This window comes from Isoptericola sp. GX10416, assembly GCF_056590155.1.
Genome location: NZ_JBWPVO010000001.1, coordinates 196,307 through 214,250, shown reverse-complemented (window position 1 = coordinate 214,250; position 17,944 = coordinate 196,307). Strand labels below are relative to the sequence as shown.

At 72.2% G+C, this 17,944-nt stretch carries 19 protein-coding genes and 1 riboswitch; of the genes, 16 read left to right on the top strand and 3 right to left on the bottom strand.

Features of this window, described 5'->3' with window-relative positions; all coding sequences use genetic code 11:
- Positions 1 to 4 precede the first annotated feature (4 nt).
- The 5 genes from ACWAT2_RS01030 (at position 5) to ACWAT2_RS01010 (ending at position 3,687) form a co-directional block, all read left to right on the top strand.
- The gene (locus ACWAT2_RS01030; protein WP_402371786.1) at positions 5 to 1,150 is read left to right on the top strand and encodes an RNA polymerase sigma factor; all 1,146 of its coding nucleotides are present in this window, start codon (positions 5 to 7) and stop codon (positions 1,148 to 1,150) included.
- A gap of 50 nt (positions 1,151 to 1,200) precedes the next feature.
- On the top strand, positions 1,201 to 1,863 hold the full coding sequence (gene rpe / locus ACWAT2_RS01025) for a ribulose-phosphate 3-epimerase (RefSeq protein WP_402371788.1): 663 nt from the start codon (positions 1,201 to 1,203) through the stop codon (positions 1,861 to 1,863).
- Positions 1,864 to 2,012: 149 nt separating this feature from the next.
- Positions 2,013 to 2,276, top strand: a complete 264-nt coding sequence (locus ACWAT2_RS01020) for a phosphoribosyl-ATP diphosphatase (RefSeq protein ID WP_402371790.1) — start codon at positions 2,013 to 2,015, stop codon at positions 2,274 to 2,276.
- A 94-nt stretch (positions 2,277 to 2,370) separates the two neighbouring features.
- The gene (gene hisG / locus ACWAT2_RS01015; RefSeq protein WP_402371792.1) at positions 2,371 to 3,219 is read left to right on the top strand and encodes an ATP phosphoribosyltransferase; all 849 of its coding nucleotides are present in this window, start codon (positions 2,371 to 2,373) and stop codon (positions 3,217 to 3,219) included.
- 3 nt (positions 3,220 to 3,222) lie between these two features.
- Positions 3,223 to 3,687 (top strand): PH domain-containing protein, encoded by a 465-nt coding sequence (locus tag ACWAT2_RS01010; protein ID WP_402371793.1) that lies wholly within the window; start codon positions 3,223 to 3,225, stop codon positions 3,685 to 3,687.
- Between the two features lie 10 nt (positions 3,688 to 3,697).
- On the opposite strand, the gene ACWAT2_RS01005 is transcribed toward ACWAT2_RS01010, so the two are convergent.
- Positions 3,698 to 5,518, bottom strand: a complete 1,821-nt coding sequence (locus ACWAT2_RS01005) for a DEAD/DEAH box helicase (RefSeq protein ID WP_402371795.1) — start codon at positions 5,516 to 5,518, stop codon at positions 3,698 to 3,700.
- Positions 5,519 to 5,807: 289 nt separating this feature from the next.
- On the opposite strand from ACWAT2_RS01005, the gene clsA reads away from it, so the two are divergent.
- The 9 genes from clsA to ACWAT2_RS00960 all read left to right on the top strand — a co-directional run bounded on the left by clsA (position 5,808) and on the right by ACWAT2_RS00960 (position 12,122).
- Positions 5,808 to 6,401 carry a cardiolipin synthase ClsA gene (gene clsA / locus ACWAT2_RS01000; protein WP_402372086.1) on the top strand — a complete coding sequence of 198 codons (594 nt, stop codon included), beginning with the start codon at positions 5,808 to 5,810 and terminating at the stop codon, positions 6,399 to 6,401.
- A complete protein-coding gene (locus ACWAT2_RS00995) occupies positions 6,398 to 7,264 on the top strand; it encodes a DUF881 domain-containing protein (RefSeq protein ID WP_402371797.1) in 867 nt (288 codons plus the stop codon). Before clsA ends, ACWAT2_RS00995 begins: the two co-directional genes overlap by 4 nt.
- Positions 7,261 to 7,593, top strand: coding sequence for a small basic family protein (locus ACWAT2_RS00990; protein ID WP_402371798.1), 333 nt, complete (start codon positions 7,261 to 7,263; stop codon positions 7,591 to 7,593). The genes ACWAT2_RS00995 and ACWAT2_RS00990 overlap by 4 nt, the downstream gene beginning before the upstream one ends.
- 2 nt (positions 7,594 to 7,595) lie before the next feature.
- On the top strand, positions 7,596 to 8,759 hold the full coding sequence (locus tag ACWAT2_RS00985) for a DUF881 domain-containing protein (RefSeq protein ID WP_402371799.1): 1,164 nt from the start codon (positions 7,596 to 7,598) through the stop codon (positions 8,757 to 8,759).
- 104 nt (positions 8,760 to 8,863) lie between these two features.
- Complete coding sequence (locus ACWAT2_RS00980; RefSeq protein WP_402371801.1) at positions 8,864 to 9,337, top strand: FHA domain-containing protein; 474 nt, start codon at positions 8,864 to 8,866, stop codon at positions 9,335 to 9,337.
- On the top strand, positions 9,334 to 10,080 hold the full coding sequence (gene ftsR / locus ACWAT2_RS00975) for a transcriptional regulator FtsR (protein WP_402371803.1): 747 nt from the start codon (positions 9,334 to 9,336) through the stop codon (positions 10,078 to 10,080). Before ACWAT2_RS00980 ends, ftsR begins: the two co-directional genes overlap by 4 nt.
- 90 nt (positions 10,081 to 10,170) lie before the next feature.
- Positions 10,171 to 10,695: a bifunctional nuclease family protein gene (locus ACWAT2_RS00970; RefSeq protein ID WP_402372087.1), complete on the top strand. Its 525-nt coding sequence runs from the start codon at positions 10,171 to 10,173 to the stop codon at positions 10,693 to 10,695.
- Between the two features lie 176 nt (positions 10,696 to 10,871).
- A complete protein-coding gene (locus ACWAT2_RS00965; protein WP_402371805.1) occupies positions 10,872 to 11,459 on the top strand; it encodes a MerR family transcriptional regulator in 588 nt (195 codons plus the stop codon).
- 3 nt (positions 11,460 to 11,462) lie between these two features.
- On the top strand, positions 11,463 to 12,122 hold the full coding sequence (locus ACWAT2_RS00960) for an MBL fold metallo-hydrolase (protein ID WP_402371807.1): 660 nt from the start codon (positions 11,463 to 11,465) through the stop codon (positions 12,120 to 12,122).
- A 32-nt stretch (positions 12,123 to 12,154) separates the two neighbouring features.
- On the opposite strand, the gene ACWAT2_RS00955 is transcribed toward ACWAT2_RS00960, so the two are convergent.
- Together ACWAT2_RS00955 and ACWAT2_RS00950 are read right to left on the bottom strand one after the other, a co-directional pair.
- Positions 12,155 to 13,438, bottom strand: coding sequence for a phospholipase D-like domain-containing protein (locus tag ACWAT2_RS00955; protein WP_402371809.1), 1,284 nt, complete (start codon positions 13,436 to 13,438; stop codon positions 12,155 to 12,157).
- A gap of 4 nt (positions 13,439 to 13,442) precedes the next feature.
- On the bottom strand, positions 13,443 to 14,555 hold the full coding sequence (locus ACWAT2_RS00950) for a tyrosine-type recombinase/integrase (RefSeq protein ID WP_402371810.1): 1,113 nt from the start codon (positions 14,553 to 14,555) through the stop codon (positions 13,443 to 13,445).
- A 243-nt stretch (positions 14,556 to 14,798) separates the two neighbouring features.
- Positions 14,799 to 14,862: riboswitch (guanidine-III (ykkC-III) riboswitch) on the top strand.
- Positions 14,863 to 14,874: 12 nt separating this feature from the next.
- Between ACWAT2_RS00950 and ACWAT2_RS00945 the strand changes: the two genes are divergently transcribed.
- Positions 14,875 to 15,192 (top strand): DMT family transporter, encoded by a 318-nt coding sequence (locus tag ACWAT2_RS00945; protein WP_402371812.1) that lies wholly within the window; start codon positions 14,875 to 14,877, stop codon positions 15,190 to 15,192.
- Between the two features lie 123 nt (positions 15,193 to 15,315).
- The gene (locus tag ACWAT2_RS00940; RefSeq protein WP_402371814.1) at positions 15,316 to 17,898 is read left to right on the top strand and encodes a PEP/pyruvate-binding domain-containing protein; all 2,583 of its coding nucleotides are present in this window, start codon (positions 15,316 to 15,318) and stop codon (positions 17,896 to 17,898) included.
- Positions 17,899 to 17,944: the final 46 nt, after the last annotated feature.

Sequence of the window (17,944 nt, the reverse complement as noted above, 5' to 3'; positions counted from 1 at the left end):
GCCGGTGGACGAAGCGTTGCTGCGGGCGCTCACGCCCACGGTGATCGGCGTCCTCTGCCGTCGCGGAGCCGACTTCGCGACGGCAGAGGACGCCGTCCAGGAGGCGCTGGTCGAGGCCGTGCGCCGGTGGCCGCACGGCTCGCCCCGGGACCCGCAGGGGTGGCTGGTCACGGTCGCCTGGCGCAAGTTCCTCGACATGGTCCGCGCGGACGCGTCCCGTCGGCAGCGCGAGACCCGGGTCGGGGCCGAGCCGCCGCCGGGCCCGGGAGGATCGACGGACGACACGCTCCGGCTGTACTTCCTCTGCACGCATCCCGCCCTCTCACCCGCCTCGGCGGTCGCCCTGACGCTGCGGGCCGTCGGCGGGCTGACGACGCGGCAGATCGCCGAGGCCTACCTGGTGCCGGAGGCGACGATGGCGCAACGCATCAGCCGTGCCAAGCGCACGGTCGCCGGTGTCCGGCTGGACCGTGCGGGTGACGTGGCGACCGTCCTGCGTGTCCTCTACCTCGTCTTCAACGAGGGGTACTCGGGCGACGTCGACCTGGCCGCCGAGGCGATCCGCCTCACGCGCGAGCTCCGCGCGAAGGTCGACCATCCGGAGGTCTCGGGACTGCTCGCCCTCATGCTGCTCCACCACGCCCGCCGTGCCGCCCGGACCCGGGCCGACGGGAGCCTGGTGCCCCTCGCCGACCAGGACCGCGGGCGGTGGGACGCGCGCCTGATCGCCGAGGGGGTCGAGATCCTCCAGGCGGCGCTCGTGCGGGACCGGCTCGGCGAGTTCCAGGCTCAGGCCGCCGTCGCCGCGCTCCACGCGGATGCCCGGACGGCCGAGGAAACCGACTGGGTGCAGATCGTCGAGTGGTACGACGAGCTCCTGCGGGTCAGGGACAGCCCGGTGGCCAGGCTCAACCGGGCCGTCGCGGTGGGCGAGGCCGACGGCGCGAGAGCCGGCCTCGCCGCGCTGGAGGAACTCGACCCTGCCCTGCCGCGGTTCACCGCGGCGGCCGCGTACCTGCACGAGCGAGACGGGGACCCGGCGACCGCGGCACGGCTCTACGCCGACGCCGCGCGGGCGGCGTCCAGCCTGCCGGAGCGCGATCACCTGGTGCGCCAGGCCGCCCGGCTCAACGCCCGACGTGGTCCCTGAGCGGGCGAGCCGGGACGTGCCGACCGGCGCCCGGCTCTAGGCTGGTAGCCATGGCAGCCCTGATCAACCCGAGCATCCTGTCGGCCGACTTCGCGAACCTCGAGCGTGACCTCCAGGTCATCGCGACGGCGGACGCCGCGCACGTCGACGTCATGGACAACCACTTCGTGCCCAACCTGACGCTCGGCCTGCCGGTCTTCGAGCGGCTGGTGCAGATCTCTCCGGTGCCGATCGACGGGCATCTCATGATCGAGGACCCCGACCGCTGGGCGCCCGCCTACGCCGAGGCGGGCGCGGCGACGGTCACGTTCCACGCCGAGGCCGCACGGGCGCCTGTGCGGCTCGCACGCGAGCTGCGCCGGCTGGGTGCCCGGGCGGGCGTCGCCCTGCGCCCTGCGACCCCGGTGGAGCCCTTCCTGGACCTGCTGGCGGAGGTGGACCTGATCCTGGTGATGACGGTCGAGCCCGGGTTCGGCGGCCAGTCCTTCATCGAGGGGACCCTGCCCAAGATCCGGCGGGCACGCCGTGCCGTCAGCGAGTCGGGGCTCGACGTGCACATCCAGGTCGACGGGGGAGTGTCGCGGGAGACGATCGAGCGGGCGGCCGACGCCGGGGCGAACGTCTTCGTCGCGGGATCCGCGGTGTTCGGGGCGGACGACGTCCCGGCGGAGATCGACGTGCTCCGGGACCTGGCGAGCAAGCACACGCACTGAGGCGGGGGATCAGCGAGCATCTCCGCAGCAGGGGAGCCTTGTTCCTTCAACAGAAATAGTGTGCCAAGCGCCGATATGACACCTGTGACCTCCGTCCCGCGCACCGGGACGAAGCCTGGACGACCGGGGGCGGCGTCTACGCTGGTGGGGTGAAGACCTTCGACTCCCTGTTCGCCGAGCTGTCCGAGAAGGCCCGCACCCGACCCGCGGGGTCGGGGACCGTGGCTCAGCTGGACGCCGGCATCCATGCGATCGGCAAGAAGGTCGTGGAGGAGGCCGCCGAGGTATGGATGGCCGCCGAGCACGAGCCGGACGAGGCTGCGGCGGAAGAGATCTCGCAGCTGCTCTACCACCTGCAGGTGCTGATGATCGCCAAGGGGCTCACGCTGGACGACGTGTACGCGCATCTGTGAGCGCCCGGTCCGGTGTCGCCCGACACCGGACCGCAGCGCGCGCTCCGATCCGCACCATCGCCGTCGTCCCGCCCGATCCGAACGAGGTAACCCGTTGCTCCGCATCGCCGTCCCCAACAAGGGCTCGCTCTCCGCTCCAGCCACCGACATGCTGCGCGAGGCCGGCTACCGCCAGCGCCGCGACAGCCGCGAGCTCGTGCTCGCCGACGCCGACAACGGCGTCGAGTTCTTCTTCCTGCGTCCGCGGGACGTCGCCGTCTACGTCGGTGCGGGGACCGTGGACGTCGGGATCACAGGGCGCGACCTGATGCTCGACTCCGACGCCGACGCCGTGGAGCACCTCCCGCTCGGATTCGCCGGGTCGACCTTCCGGTTCGCGGCTCCCGCCGGGACGATCGAGGAGGTCGCCCAGATCGCCGGCAAGCGTGTCGCCTCGTCGTACACCACGATCGTGCGGCGGTACCTGGCGCGGCAGGGCGTCGAGCCCGCGGCCATCGTCCACCTCGACGGCGCGGTGGAGAGCTCGGTACGGCTCGGGGTCGCCGACGTGATCGCCGACGTCGTCGAGACCGGCACCACGCTGCGGGCCGCCGGGCTCGAGGTCTTCGGCGAGCCGATCCTGCGCTCCGAGGCCGTGCTCATCCGCCGGTCCGGCGACGAGGTCCCGAACGGGATCGACATCCTCACCCGTCGGCTGCAGGGTGTCATCACCGCGCGGGAGTACGTCCTGCTGGACTACGACGTGCCGACCGAGCTGCTCGACGCGGCCGTGGCCGTCACGCCGGGGTTCGAGTCGCCCACGGTGTCACCCCTGCACAACGGGCAGTCCGCCGCCGTGCGCTCGATGGTGCGGCGCTCGGAGACCAACCGGGTCATGGACGCGCTGTACGACGTCGGAGCGCGCGGCATCCTGGTGACCCGTATCCACGCGAGCCGTCTGTAGACGATGAGCGACGACGGCACGCAGCAGCAGGACCGGTTCCGGACCTTCCGTCCGTGGTGGACGCGCGTCGCGGTCGTCGTGACGGGCGTCGTCGCCGCGGGCGGGAGCCTGCTCGTGGCGTTGTTCGCCGAGCAGGGCGTCCTGCTCGGTGCCGGGACGCGCGTCTCGCTCGGCGCCTTCGCGATCTTCGCGGTGTGGTTGCTCTGGCGGCTGGGTGGCGTGCACGCGAAGCCTGACGCCGAAGGGCTCACGGTGCGCAACATCGTCCGCAGACGGCGCGTCGCGTGGCCCGAGGTGGTCGCCGTCCGGCTGACGGTGAACGACCCGTGGGTGATCCTCGACCTCGCCGACGGCGGCACGCTGGCCGTCATGGGGATCCAGCGTGCCGACGGCGAGCGGGGGATGGCGGAGGCCCGCCGGCTGCAGGCACTGGCCCGTCAGCTCGGCGAGGCCCCCGACAGCCCCTGACCTGCCTCGCTCAGTGCGCGGCGTGCGCCGGTCGGCGCTCCGTGCGGGGTGCGCGACGCTCCGGGGCGCCCTTGTCGACCGAGATCCGCAGCTGCCGACCGGCGACGTTGGCGCGGCCGATGCGGTTCATCGTCGCGTCGTCCAGCGGCTTGGTGATGTCGACCAGGGAGAAGTTGCCGAAGATGTCGATCTTGCCGATGTCGCCACCGCGCAGACCACCCTCGTTCGTCAGCGCACCGACGATGCCGCGCGGCTGGGCACCGTGGGTGTGCCCGACGGCGATGCGGTAGCGGGTGCCCTCGGCCGGACGGCGGATGCCGCGGCCCGACTCGCCACGGCCGTCACGGTCGGCCCGCGGGTGGCGACGCGTGCGGTCGCCGTCCCGGTCGCCACGCTCCGCCCGGTGCGTCTCGCGGGTGCGCCCGCCCTTGACCTCGGCGCGCTCCCGCTCGTGCTCCTCCTGGGCGGCACGGTGCGCGGGGCCGTCGTCGCCGACCGCGAGCGCCAGCAGCGCGGCCGCGACCTGCGCGGCGTCCGGTGCGGTGCCGTCCTCGCGGGGGGCGAGGTGCTCGCTCAGGAGCTCGGTGTAGAGATCGAGGCGGCCGGCTTCGAGGCGTGCGGGCACGGTGCCGAGGATGGTGCGGGCCCGGTGTGCCGACACGTCGCGGGGGGAGGGGATCTCGACCTCGGTGAGCTTGGCCCGGATGGTGCGCTCGATGTGCTTGAGCTTGCCGCGCTCGTGGGGGGTGACGAACGACAGCGCGCGGCCGGTGCGTCCGGCGCGGCCGGTGCGCCCGACACGGTGCACGTAGGCCTCGGGCTCGCGGGGGATGTCGAAGTTGACGACCAGGCCGATGCGGTCGACGTCGAGCCCGCGGGCCGCGACGTCGGTGGCGACGAGGACGTCGAGGGAGCCGTTGCGCAGTCGCTCGACGATCTTCTCGCGCTCCTTCTGGGCGACGTCGCCGGAGATGGTCGCGGCGGAGACGCCTCGCTCGACGAGGGCGACCCCGACCTCCTCGGCGGCGGCACGGGTGCGGGTGAAGACGATGGTCGCGTCGGCCTCGGAGGTGGCGAGGACGCGCACGAGGGAACCGACCTTGTGGCGGAACGGCACGACGGCGTACGTCTGCTCGACGGCGGTGACGGTGCTGGACTGGCGCGAGACGGCGACCTGGACCGGGTTGTTCAGGTGGGTGTCGGCGACCGCGCGGATGGCGGGCGGCATGGTCGCGGAGAAGAGGGCGACCTGCCGCTCGGTGGCCGCCTGGCCGAAGATCTTCTCGACGTCCTCGGCGAAGCCCATGCGGAGCATCTCGTCGGCCTCGTCGAGGACGAGGAACTTGACGGTGTCGAGGTGGAGCGACCCGCGCTCGAGGTGGTCCATGATCCGGCCGGGCGTGCCGACGACGACCTGGACGCCGTCGCGCAGGGCGCGCTGCTGGGGCACGTAGGGCGCGCCGCCGTAGACGGGCAGCACCCGGACGCCGGGCATGTGGGCGGCGAAGCTTTCGACGGCGTCGGCGACCTGCATGGCGAGCTCGCGGGTGGGGGCCAGGACGAGGGCCTGGACGTGCCCGCGGGAGACGTCGGCGGCGGGGTCGACGGCGGCGAGCAGCGGGATGCCGAAGGCGGCGGTCTTGCCGGTGCCGGTCTGGGCGACGCCGGTGATGTCGCGGCCGGCCAGGAGGGCGGGGATCGCCTCGGCCTGGATGGGGGAGGGGGTGGTGAAGCCGAGGTCGTCGACGGCCTTCTGCAGCTGTGCGGGAAGGTCGAGGTCGGCGAAGGTGACCTGGGCCTCGGTGGGCAGCGTGGAGTCAGGGGTGCTCATGGCGAAGTGACCGTTTCGTCGGGTGCGGGGTGGGAGTCCTGCCGTGCCTTGCGGCACGGCGGTCGCTCGGTCCCGTACACACACCTGCACCTGGCTGGCTGTCTGATCGACTGCCAGGGCCTACGAACACGCGGGAGGACGACGAACTCCGATGGATTGGTCCCATCGTACGGGTCGCGAGCGCCGGGCGGTGGTGAGGTGCCCGGTGAGTTTGCCCACTGCCGCAGGCTCTGCCCGGTCCTGCGTAGGATGTGCGCGGCAGGGGACTCGGTGGACACAGGCGGTGATCGTGCAGGCAGGGCAGGGCGACGCAGCCGTGTGGACGGTGCCGAACGTCGTGAGCATGGCGCGCCTGGCGCTCGTCCCGGTGTTCGCCGTGCTCATCGTCTCGGGCGAGGACGTGTGGGCGTTGGTGGTGCTGGCGGTGTCCGGCGCCAGCGACTGGCTCGACGGGTTCCTCGCGCGGCGGCTGAACCAGGTGACCAAGCTCGGTCAGATGCTGGACCCCGCGGCGGACCGGTTGTTCATCCTGGTCACGCTCGTCGGGCTGTTGTGGCGCGGCGTGGTGCCGTGGTGGGTGCTGACCCTGGTGGTGCTGCGTGACGTGCTGCTGGCCTGTCTCGCCCCGGTCCTCGCTCGGCACGGTTACGGTCCGCTGGCGGTGAGCATGACCGGCAAGGCCGGGACGTTCGCGCTGCTGTACGCCTTCCCGCTGCTGCTCCTCGCCGAGACGCCGGGGGCGGTGGGCACCGTCTCCCACGCGGTGGGCTGGGCGTTCGCCTGGTGGGGCATCGGGCTGTACTGGTTGGCCGGCTGGCACTACGTCGTGCAGACGCGCCGGCTGGTCCTGCAGCAGGGTGATCGTCAGGAGGGCCCGGGATGACCCGGGTACCGCCGGACCGGCGGCCGGACGCGTCCATGACGCTCCTGGTCGAGGTCATGGAGAAGCCGCTGGACGCGGGCTACGCCGAGGCCGCCCGCCGTCGTGCGGCGGGTGAGGCCCCTGCGCGGGGGGCGGGGACGCTCCTGCTGCTGCTGGTCGCCGTGCTGCTGGGCCTCATGACGGTGGCGGCCGCGCAGCAGCTCAGGGCGCCGTCCGACGGGCCGTCGGCCCGTGAGCTGCTGGAGCAGGAGATCTCCGAGCGGCAGCAGTCGGCGGACGAGCTGCGGGCGCAGACCGTCGCGCTCAACGAGGAGATCGAGGAGCTGCAGTCGGCGGCGCTGTCTGCCGCGGACCAGGGGCTGCTGGACCGGTTGCGTCTGGACGGCGTCGTGACGGGCGCCACGGCGGTGTCCGGCCCGGGCCTGGAGCTCACCCTGAGCGACAGCGACGCGGACCTGGACCCGGACGTCGCGGCCTCGGACACGCGAGTCCAGGCGGTCGACCTGCAGACGGTCGTCAACGCGTTGTGGGCCTCGGGTGCCGAGGCCGTCAGCGTGGGGGGCCAGCGGCTGACGTCGTTGTCGGCCATCCGGCACGCGGGCGAGGCGATCCTCGTCGACCTGGTGCCGCTGCCGGGCCCGTCGTACGTGGTACGCGCCGTCGGTGACCCGGAGGACATGCAGGCCGCGTACGCTCGGACCGGCGCTCCGGCGTACACCCAGTACCTGTCCTCGGAGTGGGGCATCGGGTCGAGCATGGCCACGGTGGACGAGATCGACCTGCCGAGCGTGGGTGGGCAGGGTCTGCGCTACGCAGAACCGGTGGAGCCGGACGTGGACGAGAGCCAGGAGGAGATTCCATGATCGCCGTGGTCGGGCTGGTGATCGGTGTCGTGGCAGGGATGGTCCTGCACCCGACGGTGCCGGTCGCGTTGCAGCCGTACCTGCCGATCGCCGTGGTGGCGGCGCTCGACGCGCTCTTCGGGGGGCTGCGCGCCAAGCTCGACGGGCTGTTCGACGACAAGGTCTTCGTCGTGTCGTTCCTGTCGAACGTTCTCGTGGCGGCGTTCATCGTCTTCCTGGGCGACCAGCTGGGCGTCGGTTCCCAGCTGTCGACGGCGGTGGTGGTCGTGCTCGGCATCCGGATCTTCTCCAACGCCGCAGCGATCCGACGGCACCTGTTCAGGGCGTGAGCATGAGCGACGAACGCCGCGAGCACGACGGCTCGGCGGACACACCTCCCGAGCCGCAGGCCGAGCACGATGCGTCGCCGGTCGGCGGGGGAGACGCGTCGGGCTCCGGTGCGACCCCGGACGGGGCGGGTTCCGCGCAGAGCGCCCCCGAGGAGGCCGACGGGCCGGACCGGGCCGAGGATGCCGGTCCCGCCGAGCACTCCGGCCCGCCGGACCCCCTCGACCTGTCCGTCCCCGTGGCCACGATCACCGGCCCGCAGGTCGCCGAGGAGTCGCGCGAGCGCGGCGCGGGCTCGCCGTCCTCCGCGGGTAGCCCGAGCGTGCCCGGGACGTGGCCCGGCCCGGGCACGGGTGCGGTCCCGGCGGTGCCTGAGGTGCCGGACCTCGCCGCAGGACACGACGCGAACGAGCGGGGCGACGACGGCGCCGCGTCGGCCGTGCCGCCGCCCGACGGGTGGCGAGCCCTGGTCGGTGCGATGCGTCCGCGCGCCAACCGGTCGCAGCTCCTGGCCGCGGTGCTGTGTGCCGCGCTGGGCTTCGCCCTCGTCGTCCAGGTGCAGCAGTCCGCTCAGGACCCGCTGTCGTCCGCGCGCCAGGACGACCTCGTGCGGCTCCTGGACGAGGTCACGCAACGCTCCGAACAGCTGGCCGAGCAGGTCGCCGAGCTCTCCGGGACGCGCGACGAGCTGCAGTCGGGCAGCGGCCAGGCGCAGGCAGCGGTCGACCTGGCCGAGGAGCGCGCCGGCGCCGAGGGCATCCTGTCGGGCCGCCTGCCCGCCGTCGGACCCGGCGTGGAGATCGTGGTGCGCGACCGGGGCGGCCTCCTGGACGCCTCGAAGATGTTCAACGTGCTCGAGGAGCTGCGCAACGCGGGCGCGGAGGTGGTCGAGCTCGACGGCATCCGCCTGGTGACCTCGACGTGGTTCAGCGACACGGACGAGGGGATCGTCGTCGACGGCCAGGCGCTCGACCCGCCGTACCGGTGGACCGTCATCGGCGACCCGTCGACGCTCAGCCCCGCGCTGGAGATCCCCGGCGGTGCTCTGGCGACCCTGCGCACCGCCGGGGCCGAGGCCACGATCACCGAGCACGACGAGGTCGAGGTGACCGCGGTGCGCGAACCGCCCGAGCCGCAGTACGCCACGCCCCGAGGACCCGAGGGATGAGTCGCGCCGCGACGCTTCGTGCGGCTTCCCGCCACGACCGGTGAGAGGGTAGGTTTGACGGACGACGGCGCACGTCGGACCGGCCGACCCAGCCAGGAGGACTGATGACGGACCCCCGCGCAATCCCGCACGAGACGGGCGTCGACACGACGGCCCACCTCGGTAGGCTCGGTGCGCACGCGGAGGAGCAGGCTCCCCGGATCCCTCTGACCGCCGAGGAGGGCGCGGCGGTGGCCGCGCTGCCGAGACACTCCGCCCTGCTGGTGGTGCAGTACGGTTCCGGCGCGGTCGGCGAACGCTTCCTCCTGGACTCCGACCGGACGATCGCGGGGCGCAGCGAGCGGGCGGACATCTTCCTCGACGACGTGACCGTCTCGCGCAGGCACGCGGAGTTCGTCCGTGAGGGCGACCGGTTCGTGGTGCGCGACATCGGGTCGCTGAACGGCACGTACGTCAACCGCGACCGCATCGACGCCGCGAAGCTCACCACGGGCGACGAGGTGCAGATCGGCAAGTTCCGCATGTCCTTCCACGCGAGCCCGCAGGCGCCGCGGGACGACCAGGCGCCGGTCTCGTGACCTTCGGGGCCGGGATCGAGCCGGTCCCGGAGCCCGACGACGCCCCGGAGCCCTGGCCGCGCGGGATCTCGAGGCAGGCCTCGATGCGGATCTCCGAGGTCCTCGCGCTGCTGCGCGGCGACTTCCCGTCCGTCTCGCACTCCAAGCTGCGCTTCCTCGAGGAGCAAGGGCTGATCACGCCCGTGCGTACGCCGGCCGGCTACCGCCAGTACAGCCCTGCCGACGTCGAACGGCTGCGCTTCGTCCTGGCGGAGCAGCGCGACTCCTACCTGCCGTTGAAGGTCATCAAGGAACGGCTCGCCGCGATGGACGCCGGCGAGCCCGCCCCCGGTCCTGCCCCGCGCCTCGCCCCGCCGGTCGCGGGGGAGACCGACGCGGCCCGTCGCCGCTGGACCGTCGAGTCGGTCTGCGACGCGACCAGCACCCCGCCGGAGTTCGTCCGGTCCCTGATCACCGCAGGCTTGCTGCGCACGTCCTCGGGATATCTCGATGCCGGAGCGCCCGAGGTGGTGCGGCTCGCCACCCGGCTGGCCGAGCACGGCATCGAGCCCCGGCACCTGCGGCCGCTGCGTTCGTCCGCCGACCGCCACGTCGGCCTCGTCGACCAGGTCGTCGCTCCGTACCGCAGCCAGCAGACGTCGGACGGCCGCGCGCACGCGGCAAGCCTCGCCGACGAGCTCGGTGACCTCGTCGCCCGGCTGCACAGCGCCTGGGTCCGCGAAGGAACCTCGTCCCTCGGCTGAGCCCTTGCCGACGGCACGACTTCCAGAGCGTGCGACCTCGTGCCGTAATACCGTTGACGCGTGGAGAGCGACGACGAGGCCGAGGCCCCGATGGTGCCGGTCGAGGTGCTCGGGGTGCGGCAGCAGCAGCGGGACCAGGAGATCGTGGTGCTGCTCTTCGACACCGCGGCAGAGCTCGCCGTGCCCATCGTCATCGGCGCCCGCGAAGCCTCCGCGATCGCGATGGCGCAGGCCGGCGTCGCTACGCCGCGGCCGATGACGCACGACCTCCTGCGCGACCTGCTCGGCGCCGTGGGCGTCGACCTCGACCGGGTCGAGATCGTCGCGCTCGACGGCGGGATCTTCTTCGCCGAGCTGGTCCTGTCCACCGGCGTCCGGCTCGACTCGCGGGCCTCCGACGCGATCGCTCTCGCCGTGCGGACCGAGAGCCCGGTGCTGTGCTCCGCCGAGGTGGTCGCGGCCGCCGGCGTCGAGGTCGTCGACCTCGACCAGCAGAAGGAGGTCGAGAAGTTTCGCGACTTTCTCGACCACGTCACCGCCGAGGACTTCACCACCCCCGAGGGGCCCACCGAACCGGGCGACGACACACCACCTCCACCCTCAGGTTCAACCTGAAGGTTGGGGGCTATGGTGTGGAGGAACCCTCTACCGGAAGTTCAAGGCCACGGTTCAGCGCTCCGCGACATGTCACGGTTCAGCACCGTCCCGCGACACGCCGAACCTCTCGAGCGCTACGTCGTTGACGGCCCCCAGGGGCGGTCCTAGCGTGGAGTCGACATCTTGGAGGCACAGTGAACAGCAGCGGTGAGGCGAGCGTCGAGACCGGCGCAGCGCCGACCGGCGCCCAGGGGCTTCTTTTCGGTGAGGACCTCACGGAGCAGGACGGCGGCACCGGATACCGCGGCACGACCGCCTGCCGGGTTGCGGGGATCACCTATCGACAGCTCGACTACTGGGCGCGGACCGGACTGGTCGAACCGTCGATCCGGTCGGCCAGCGGTTCCGGCACCCACCGGCTCTACAGCTTCCGTGACGTCCTGGTGCTCAAGGTCGTCAAGCGGCTGCTCGACACCGGGGTGTCGCTGCAGCAGATCCGCAGCGCCGTGACGCACCTGCGAGAGCGGGGCGTCGACGACCTGGCGCAGATCACCTTGATGAGCGACGGGGCGTCCGTCTACGAGTGCACCTCGCCGGACGAGGTCGTCGATCTCGTCCAGGGCGGCCAGGGCGTCTTCGGGATCGCTGTCGGCCGCGTGTGGCGCGAGATCGAGGGCACGCTGGCGCAGATGCCGACCGAGTCGCTCGAGGACGAGGGCGACGACCGGTCGCACGGCGAGGACGAGCTCGCCGCCCGACGTCGGGCACGGCACGTGGGCTGAGCCGTGCGGCTGACGTTCCACGGCCACGCCTGCGTGAGCCTGACGGGCGCCGGCTCACGCATCGTGCTCGACCCGGGCACGCTCGCCCGCTCGGCCGAGGCGCTGGACGGCGCCACGGCGGTGCTGATCACCCACGAGCACGCCGACCACCTGGACGTCGCGGCGGTGGTCGCGGCGCTGCGTGCCGACGACGCGCTGACGGTGCGGGGGACGGCCGGGGCCGTCGAGGCACTGCTGCACGCCGGGGCGGCCGGCGAGAGGCTGCACGCCGTCGAACCGGTGGAGGAGCTCCAGTTCGGTGCCGCACTGGTGCGTGTCGGTGGCGGTGATCACGCCCTGATCCACTCGCGGGCTCCCCGGGTGGCCAACCGGACGTACACGGTCACCCTGGAGGGCGCCACGGTCCACCATCCTGGTGACTCGTTCGACGTGCCCACGGAGGCGCTCGACGTGCTGTGCCTGCCGGTGTCCGGGCCGTGGCTACGGCTGACCGAGGCCATCGACGCCACGCTGGCCGCGAGCGCCCGGACGGTCGTCCCGGTGCACGACGCGATGCTCAGCGAGACGGGCCACGAGCTGACCCGGCGGTGGCTGGACACCGCACGCCTCGGCGGTGAGCACGTGTACCGCCGGCTCGGCGCGGGGGAGTCCTTCGAGGTGTGAGACGACCCCGCACGGGGACGGTTCGAGGGGGTTCAGAGCAGCGGTTCGAGGGGCTCGAGCACGCGCTCGGCGATCTTGGTCAGCAGGGAGCGCCCGCGCCACTCGTCGTAGGTGAGCTCGTGGGAGTTGCTCTCGTCCATGCGGAAGATCTCTTCGAGCTTGCTCGCCAGGCCGGCGTCCACGATCTCGAGGTTGATCTCGTAGTTGCCGGTGAGGCTGAGCCGGTCGATGTTCGCGGTGCCGACGGTGGACCAGCGTCCGTCGATGGTCGCGGTCTTGGCGTGGACCATCGCTCCCTCGTACAGCATGATCCGCACGCCGCCGCGCAGGAGCTTGGTGTACCGGCCTCGGGCCAGCCAGTCGGCCAGGGAGTGGTTGGAGCGTTCGGGCACCAGCACCCGGACGTCCACCCCGCGTGCTGAGGCGGCCAGGAGCGCCTCGAGGATGTCGCGGTCGGGGATGAAGTAGGCCTGCGTGATGTAGATGTGGCTGGTCGCACGGTCGATCGCGTCCAGGTACAGGCCCCGGATCGGGAAGACGAGGTCGCTGGGGGCGTTGCGGGCCGCCCGGAGGCTGGGCTGCCAGTGCTCGGCGCCCTTGTCCTGGAGCACAGGGAGCTTGTGGGTGCGCCAGCGGTTCCAGAAGTCGACGAACGCGTTCTGCAGCTCCCACGCGGCCCGCCCTTCCAGCCGGATGTGCGTGTCGCGCCACTTGGTGGCGTACTCCTCGCCGATGTTGTACCCGCCGACGAACGCCACCTCCTCGTCGACGACGAGGATCTTGCGGTGGTCACGCCCGGAGCGGCGCACGTCGAGCGTGAGGAGCCCGGGTCGCAGTGCGGGGAAGCGCAGGACGTGGACCTGCGGGGGAAAGTGGAAGAACTCCCGGGGGACGACGAGGTTGGCGAAGCCGTCGTAGATGACGTAGACCTCGACGCCTCGCGCGGCGGCCCGGGAGATCGCCTCCTTGAAGCGTTCACCCGTGGCGTCGCCCTTCCAGATGTAGGTCTCCAGGAAGACCGTGTGCTGGGCGCCGTCGATCGCCTCGAGCATGGCGTCGAAGAGGTCGTCGCCATAGGTGTAGAGGGTGGCGTTGGTGCCGTCGATCTCGGTCGACAGCGGGGCCGCGGTAGGGAACTTGCTGTTGAGCGGGTGGCGCTGGCCACGGATCTTGTCGGTGACCATGACCGCGGCACCGGCGGAGAGTGGGATCGCGCAGGCGACGGTCGCGGCGCGTCGTGCGACCTTGCGGATGCGTCGCCAGTCGACCTGGATCCTGACCGGGAGTGCGAGAGACTGCTGCTGCGGGCTGGGCACGCCCTCACGCTAGCGGCGACGACGCCGTCGCGCCCGGTGATTCCGCCCCGGAGGTGTGTGAGACGTCCCGCAGGGAGCCGGCGAGCGGGTGGGTGCGGATGGCCGCGGCGAGCTCGCCGTCGATCCGGTCGAGGTAGGCGCCGGTCGTGGCGATGGAGGCGTGGCCGAGCAGCTCGGCCACCACCTTGACGTCCCAGCCGTCCGCGACGAGCAGCGTGGCGGTGGTGTGGCGCAGCGCGTGGGGGGTGGCGGGTCGGCGGTAGGCCTCCGGCATCCGTACCACCGCGCGCGCCAGCAGCGCCCGGATGGCCTGGGTGTCGAGGCGTCGGCCCCGCCACGAGAGCAGGAGGGCGCGCTGGGCATCGGTGTCGTCGGGTCGCCGCGCGGCCAGCCGGGGGCGCAGGTCGGTCAGGTAGCTCTCCAGCGCGGTGGCCAGGGGAGGGCTGAGGGCGACGGTCCTCGTCGAGCCGCCCTTGCCGACGATGCGCCAGCGGGTCTCCTCGGGCTCGCGGGTCAGGTCGGCGACGTCGGCGCGGGCGAGTTCTGAGACGCGTGGCCCGAGGACGATCAGCAGCGCGACGACGAGGCGGTCGCGGGCAGCGAGCGCCTGGTCGGCGCGCGTGGTGCCGGCCGTGCCCGGGCGGTCGGCGGCTTCCTGGACGGTGTGGACCAGCGCCTGGGCGGCCGACGCCGACAGTGCGGTGCGTTCGACGCGCAGGCGTTCGCGCACCTTGGCCGGTGGTGCGGCCCACTGCATGGGGTCTGCCTGCACCCAGCAGTGGCGTGCGGAGTGGGAGAAGAACCGGGTCACGGACTGCCGGAAGCGGTTGACGGTGGCGGTGGACCGGCCGGGTGCGGTCTTGCGGGTGGGGTCCGTGTATCGGCCGTCCGGGCCCGACTGGTAGCGCACGAGGGCGTCGTCGACGTCGTCGCCGGTGACGTCGTCGAGCACGCGGTCGGGGCCGAGCAGCCGGACGAGCTCGCTGACGTCACGCGCGTAGGAGCGTTCGGTGGCGGGGGAGAGGACGCCACGGACGGTCTCGACCCGCACCGAGGCGAGGTAGCGGTCTGCCGCCTGGGCGACGGTGAGGCGTTCGAGCCGTGGCGGCGCGACCATGAGGTTCCTCCTGTCCGACGGTGGGACGACCGGGGGAGCGCAGGTCTGTGACCTGCACGGCCATCGTCGTCAGGCTAGGCGGAGGTACCGACATCGATGAGACCACTGTGTTGCGGCATACACAATGGTTTGTGCCCGATTGTCCGATTCAGCATACCTGTGGCGCGGCGTCCTGGCGAGCCGTGGCCGACCAGCGATGTCGGGCCGGCCGTCGGCACCGGGCTGTTGCGTGCGATGATCTCGGCAGAGCCTGACATGGCTCCCGGACGAGGGTTGCCGTACCCGGAGTGCGACAAGACGGCATCGGGGAGTGGGCCGCATGTCATGGATCGTCCTGGTCGTCTCCGGGCTGCTGGAGGCCGTGTGGGCCACGGCGCTCGGCCGTTCCGAAGGATTCTCGCGCCTGGTGCCCAGCATCGTGTTCGTCGTGAGCCTGGCTGCCAGCATGGCCGGCCTGGCGTACTCGTTGCGCGAGCTGCCGGTCGGCACCGCCTACGCCGTCTGGGTCGGCATCGGCGCGTCGCTGACCGCCGGCTATGCAATGGCGACCGGCGCCGAGCCGGTCACCGTCGTGCGGATCGCGCTCATCCTGGGCATCGTCGCGTGCGTGGCGGGACTGAAGCTGACGACGCACTGAGGCAGGCCCACGGGGAGCGGTCGGTGGCGCGTGCCGGCCGCTCCCTTCCGCCGTAATGACATAATGCGCATTATCGGCGCCCAGCGGCGCGGAGACGACTCGATTGATCACGGACGGTCCGGCATGATGCTCGCTATGCCGGACCACGCCACACCCGCTGCCACCGCGAGCACCGTGAGCACCGGGTTCGCCGGCCTCGACGCGGTGGTCGACGGGCTGCGCATCGGTGACAACGTCGTCTGGCGAGTCGACGACGTCGCCGACTACCGGACCGTCGCGCGTGCGTTCGCGACGCAGGCCGTCACCGACGGCCGCCGCGTGGTCTACGTCCGCTTCGGCAAGCACCAACGCCTGCTCACCGACGACGACGGCGTGCTCACGGTCGAGATCGACCCCGACCAGGGCTTCGAGAGCTTCGCCCTGCGGATCCACCACCTCGTGAACGACGAGGGTCCCGGGGTCTTCTACGTGTTCGACAGCCTCACGGACCTGCTGCCCCGGTGGTTCTCGGACCTGATGATCGCGAACTTCTTCGTCGTCACGTGCCCCTACCTGTTCCGTCTCGACACGGTCGCGTACTTCGCGCTCGAGCGTGGTGGGCACACCCACCGCACGGTGGCGCGCATCCGAGAGACGACGCAGGTGCTCCTCGACGTGTACCGCATGGACGGTGAGGTGTACGTCCACCCTCTCAAGGCCTGGGAGCGTCACTCCCCCACGATGTTCTTCCCCCACCGGGTGCGTGGCGACGCGGCCGTCCCGGTCACCTCGAGCGTCGAGCTCGCGCGACTGTCCGCCCGGCGCCCGCGGCAGGGCGACCGGCTCGATCCGTGGCATGTTGCCTTCGACCGGGCCCACAGCGCCCTCGACCTGCCCCCGGAGCACCAACGCGGTGCCGCCACGGGGCTGGTGCACATGCTGATGGGCGGTTCCGAGCGCATGACGCGGCTCGCCGAGTCGTACCTGTCGCTCGCCGAGCTCCTGCTCGTGGGTGCCCGGTCCATCGGCACCGGGGCGATCGGTGGCAAGAGCGCCGGCATGCTCGTCGCACGCGCGATCCTGGAGGCGAGCGACGACGCCGAGCTCGTCGGATCGCTCGAACCGCACGACTCCTTCTACGTGGGCTCCGACGTCTTCTACACCTACCTGGTCGAGAACGGGTGGTGGTTGCTGCGCGCCGAGCAGCGCACCCCGGCGGGCTACGACACCCGTGCCGCCGAGCTGCGCGAGCGGATCCATCACGGGCACTTCCCCCACGAGGTCCGCGAGCAGTTCGTGGAGATGCTCGAGCACTTCGGCCAGTCCCCCGTCATCGTGCGGTCCAGCTCGCTGCTGGAGGACGACTTCGGCAACGCGTTCGCCGGCAAGTACGACAGCGTTTTCTGCGTGAACCAGGGCGACCCCGTCGAGCGGCTCGCGGCGTTCGAGGACGCCGTGCGCACCGTCTACGCGAGCGCGTTCAGCACGGAGGCCCTCGCCTACCGCGCGGCCCGTGGCCTGCAGGACCGCGACGAGCAGATGGCGATCCTCGTGCAGCGTGTCTCCGGGGACCGGCACGGCGACGGATTCTTCCCCCACGCGGCCGGCGTCGCCGTCTCGCGCAACCTCTACCTGTGGGACCCGAGGATCGACGCCGAGGCCGGCATGATGCGCGTCGTCATGGGTTTGGGGACCCGCGCGGTCGACCGCACATCGGAGGACTACGCGCGGATCGTCTGCCTCGACGACCCGGCCCGGGTGCCGCCCACGCTGTACGGCGACGCGGCGCGCTTCGCGCAGCGTCGCGTCGACCTGCTGAGCCTGAGTGAGAACACGCTGGTCAGCCGCCCGTGCGAGGAGCCGGTCGCAACCCTGGGCGAGGACGCTGCGCTCCTGACGAGCCCGGACCTGGAGGCCGCGCGCATCGCGGCCGACTGGGGTCGCCCGAGCCCGGTCCGGCAGCTCGTGGACCTGCGCGGGCTGCTCACGCGCACCGAGCTCCCCGCGACGGTCCGACGTGCCCTGCGCCTGCTCGAGGCGGCCTACGACCACCCCGTCGACATCGAGTTCACCGCCAACCTCGCCGCCGACGGCACGGTGCGGATGAACGTCGTGCAGTGTCGGCCGCTGCAGACGCGCGGACCTGGCTCACCGGTGCAGATGCCGCGTGCCGACCCCGGCACGCGGCTGTTCGCCGCGACGGGCAGCTTCATGGGCGGCAACGTGCGCCTGCCCGTCGACCATGTCGTGCTTGTCCGTCCCGCCGAGTACCTCGCGCTGCCGCAGCAGCGCAAGCACGCCGTGGCCCGGGCGGTCGGCCGGCTCAACCGGACCGTCGCGGCGCAGCAGCCGACGCTCCTGGTCGGACCGGGACGCTGGGGCACGACGACGCCGTCGCTCGGCGTGCCGGTCCGGTTCTCCGAGCTCGGCCGGATGGTCGGGATCGTGGAGGTCGCCGCACCCGATGCGGGCATCGCCCCGGAGCTGTCGTTCGGCAGCCACTTCTTCCAGGACCTCGTCGAGGCAGGGATCTTCTACGTCGCCCTGCACGCCGGGCGACCTGACGTCGACGTACGCCCCGAACGCGTGACCGACCTGCCGAACCTGTTGGCGGACCTGGCACCGGAGGCCGCCGACCTGGCCGACGTGCTCCATGTCGCCTCGACCCCCGGCCTGTGGCTGGCGTCCGACATCGAGACCCAGGCCGTCGTGTGCGGGCCCGCCTGACGAAGGCTGAGGACGTCGGGCGCGTCCCTGCGCCGATGTCACCCAC

Excerpts from the sequence above, each read along its gene's own strand:
- rpe (WP_402371788.1), top strand. The coding sequence starts at position 1,201 with ATGGCAGCCCTGATCAACCCGAGCATCCTGTCGGCCGACTTCGCGAAC.
- ACWAT2_RS01010 (WP_402371793.1), top strand. The coding sequence starts at position 3,223 with ATGAGCGACGACGGCACGCAGCAGCAGGACCGGTTCCGGACCTTCCGT.
- ACWAT2_RS01005 (WP_402371795.1), bottom strand. The coding sequence starts at position 5,518 with ATGAGCACCCCTGACTCCACGCTGCCCACCGAGGCCCAGGTCACCTTC.
- ACWAT2_RS00995 (WP_402371797.1), top strand. The coding sequence starts at position 6,398 with ATGACCCGGGTACCGCCGGACCGGCGGCCGGACGCGTCCATGACGCTC.
- ACWAT2_RS00990 (WP_402371798.1), top strand. The coding sequence starts at position 7,261 with ATGATCGCCGTGGTCGGGCTGGTGATCGGTGTCGTGGCAGGGATGGTC.
- ACWAT2_RS00985 (WP_402371799.1), top strand. The coding sequence starts at position 7,596 with ATGAGCGACGAACGCCGCGAGCACGACGGCTCGGCGGACACACCTCCC.
- ACWAT2_RS00980 (WP_402371801.1), top strand. The coding sequence starts at position 8,864 with ATGACGGACCCCCGCGCAATCCCGCACGAGACGGGCGTCGACACGACG.
- ACWAT2_RS00970 (WP_402372087.1), top strand. The coding sequence starts at position 10,171 with ATGGTGCCGGTCGAGGTGCTCGGGGTGCGGCAGCAGCAGCGGGACCAG.
- ACWAT2_RS00950 (WP_402371810.1), bottom strand. The coding sequence starts at position 14,555 with ATGGTCGCGCCGCCACGGCTCGAACGCCTCACCGTCGCCCAGGCGGCA.
- ACWAT2_RS00945 (WP_402371812.1), top strand. The coding sequence starts at position 14,875 with ATGTCATGGATCGTCCTGGTCGTCTCCGGGCTGCTGGAGGCCGTGTGG.
- ACWAT2_RS00940 (WP_402371814.1), top strand. The coding sequence starts at position 15,316 with ATGATGCTCGCTATGCCGGACCACGCCACACCCGCTGCCACCGCGAGC.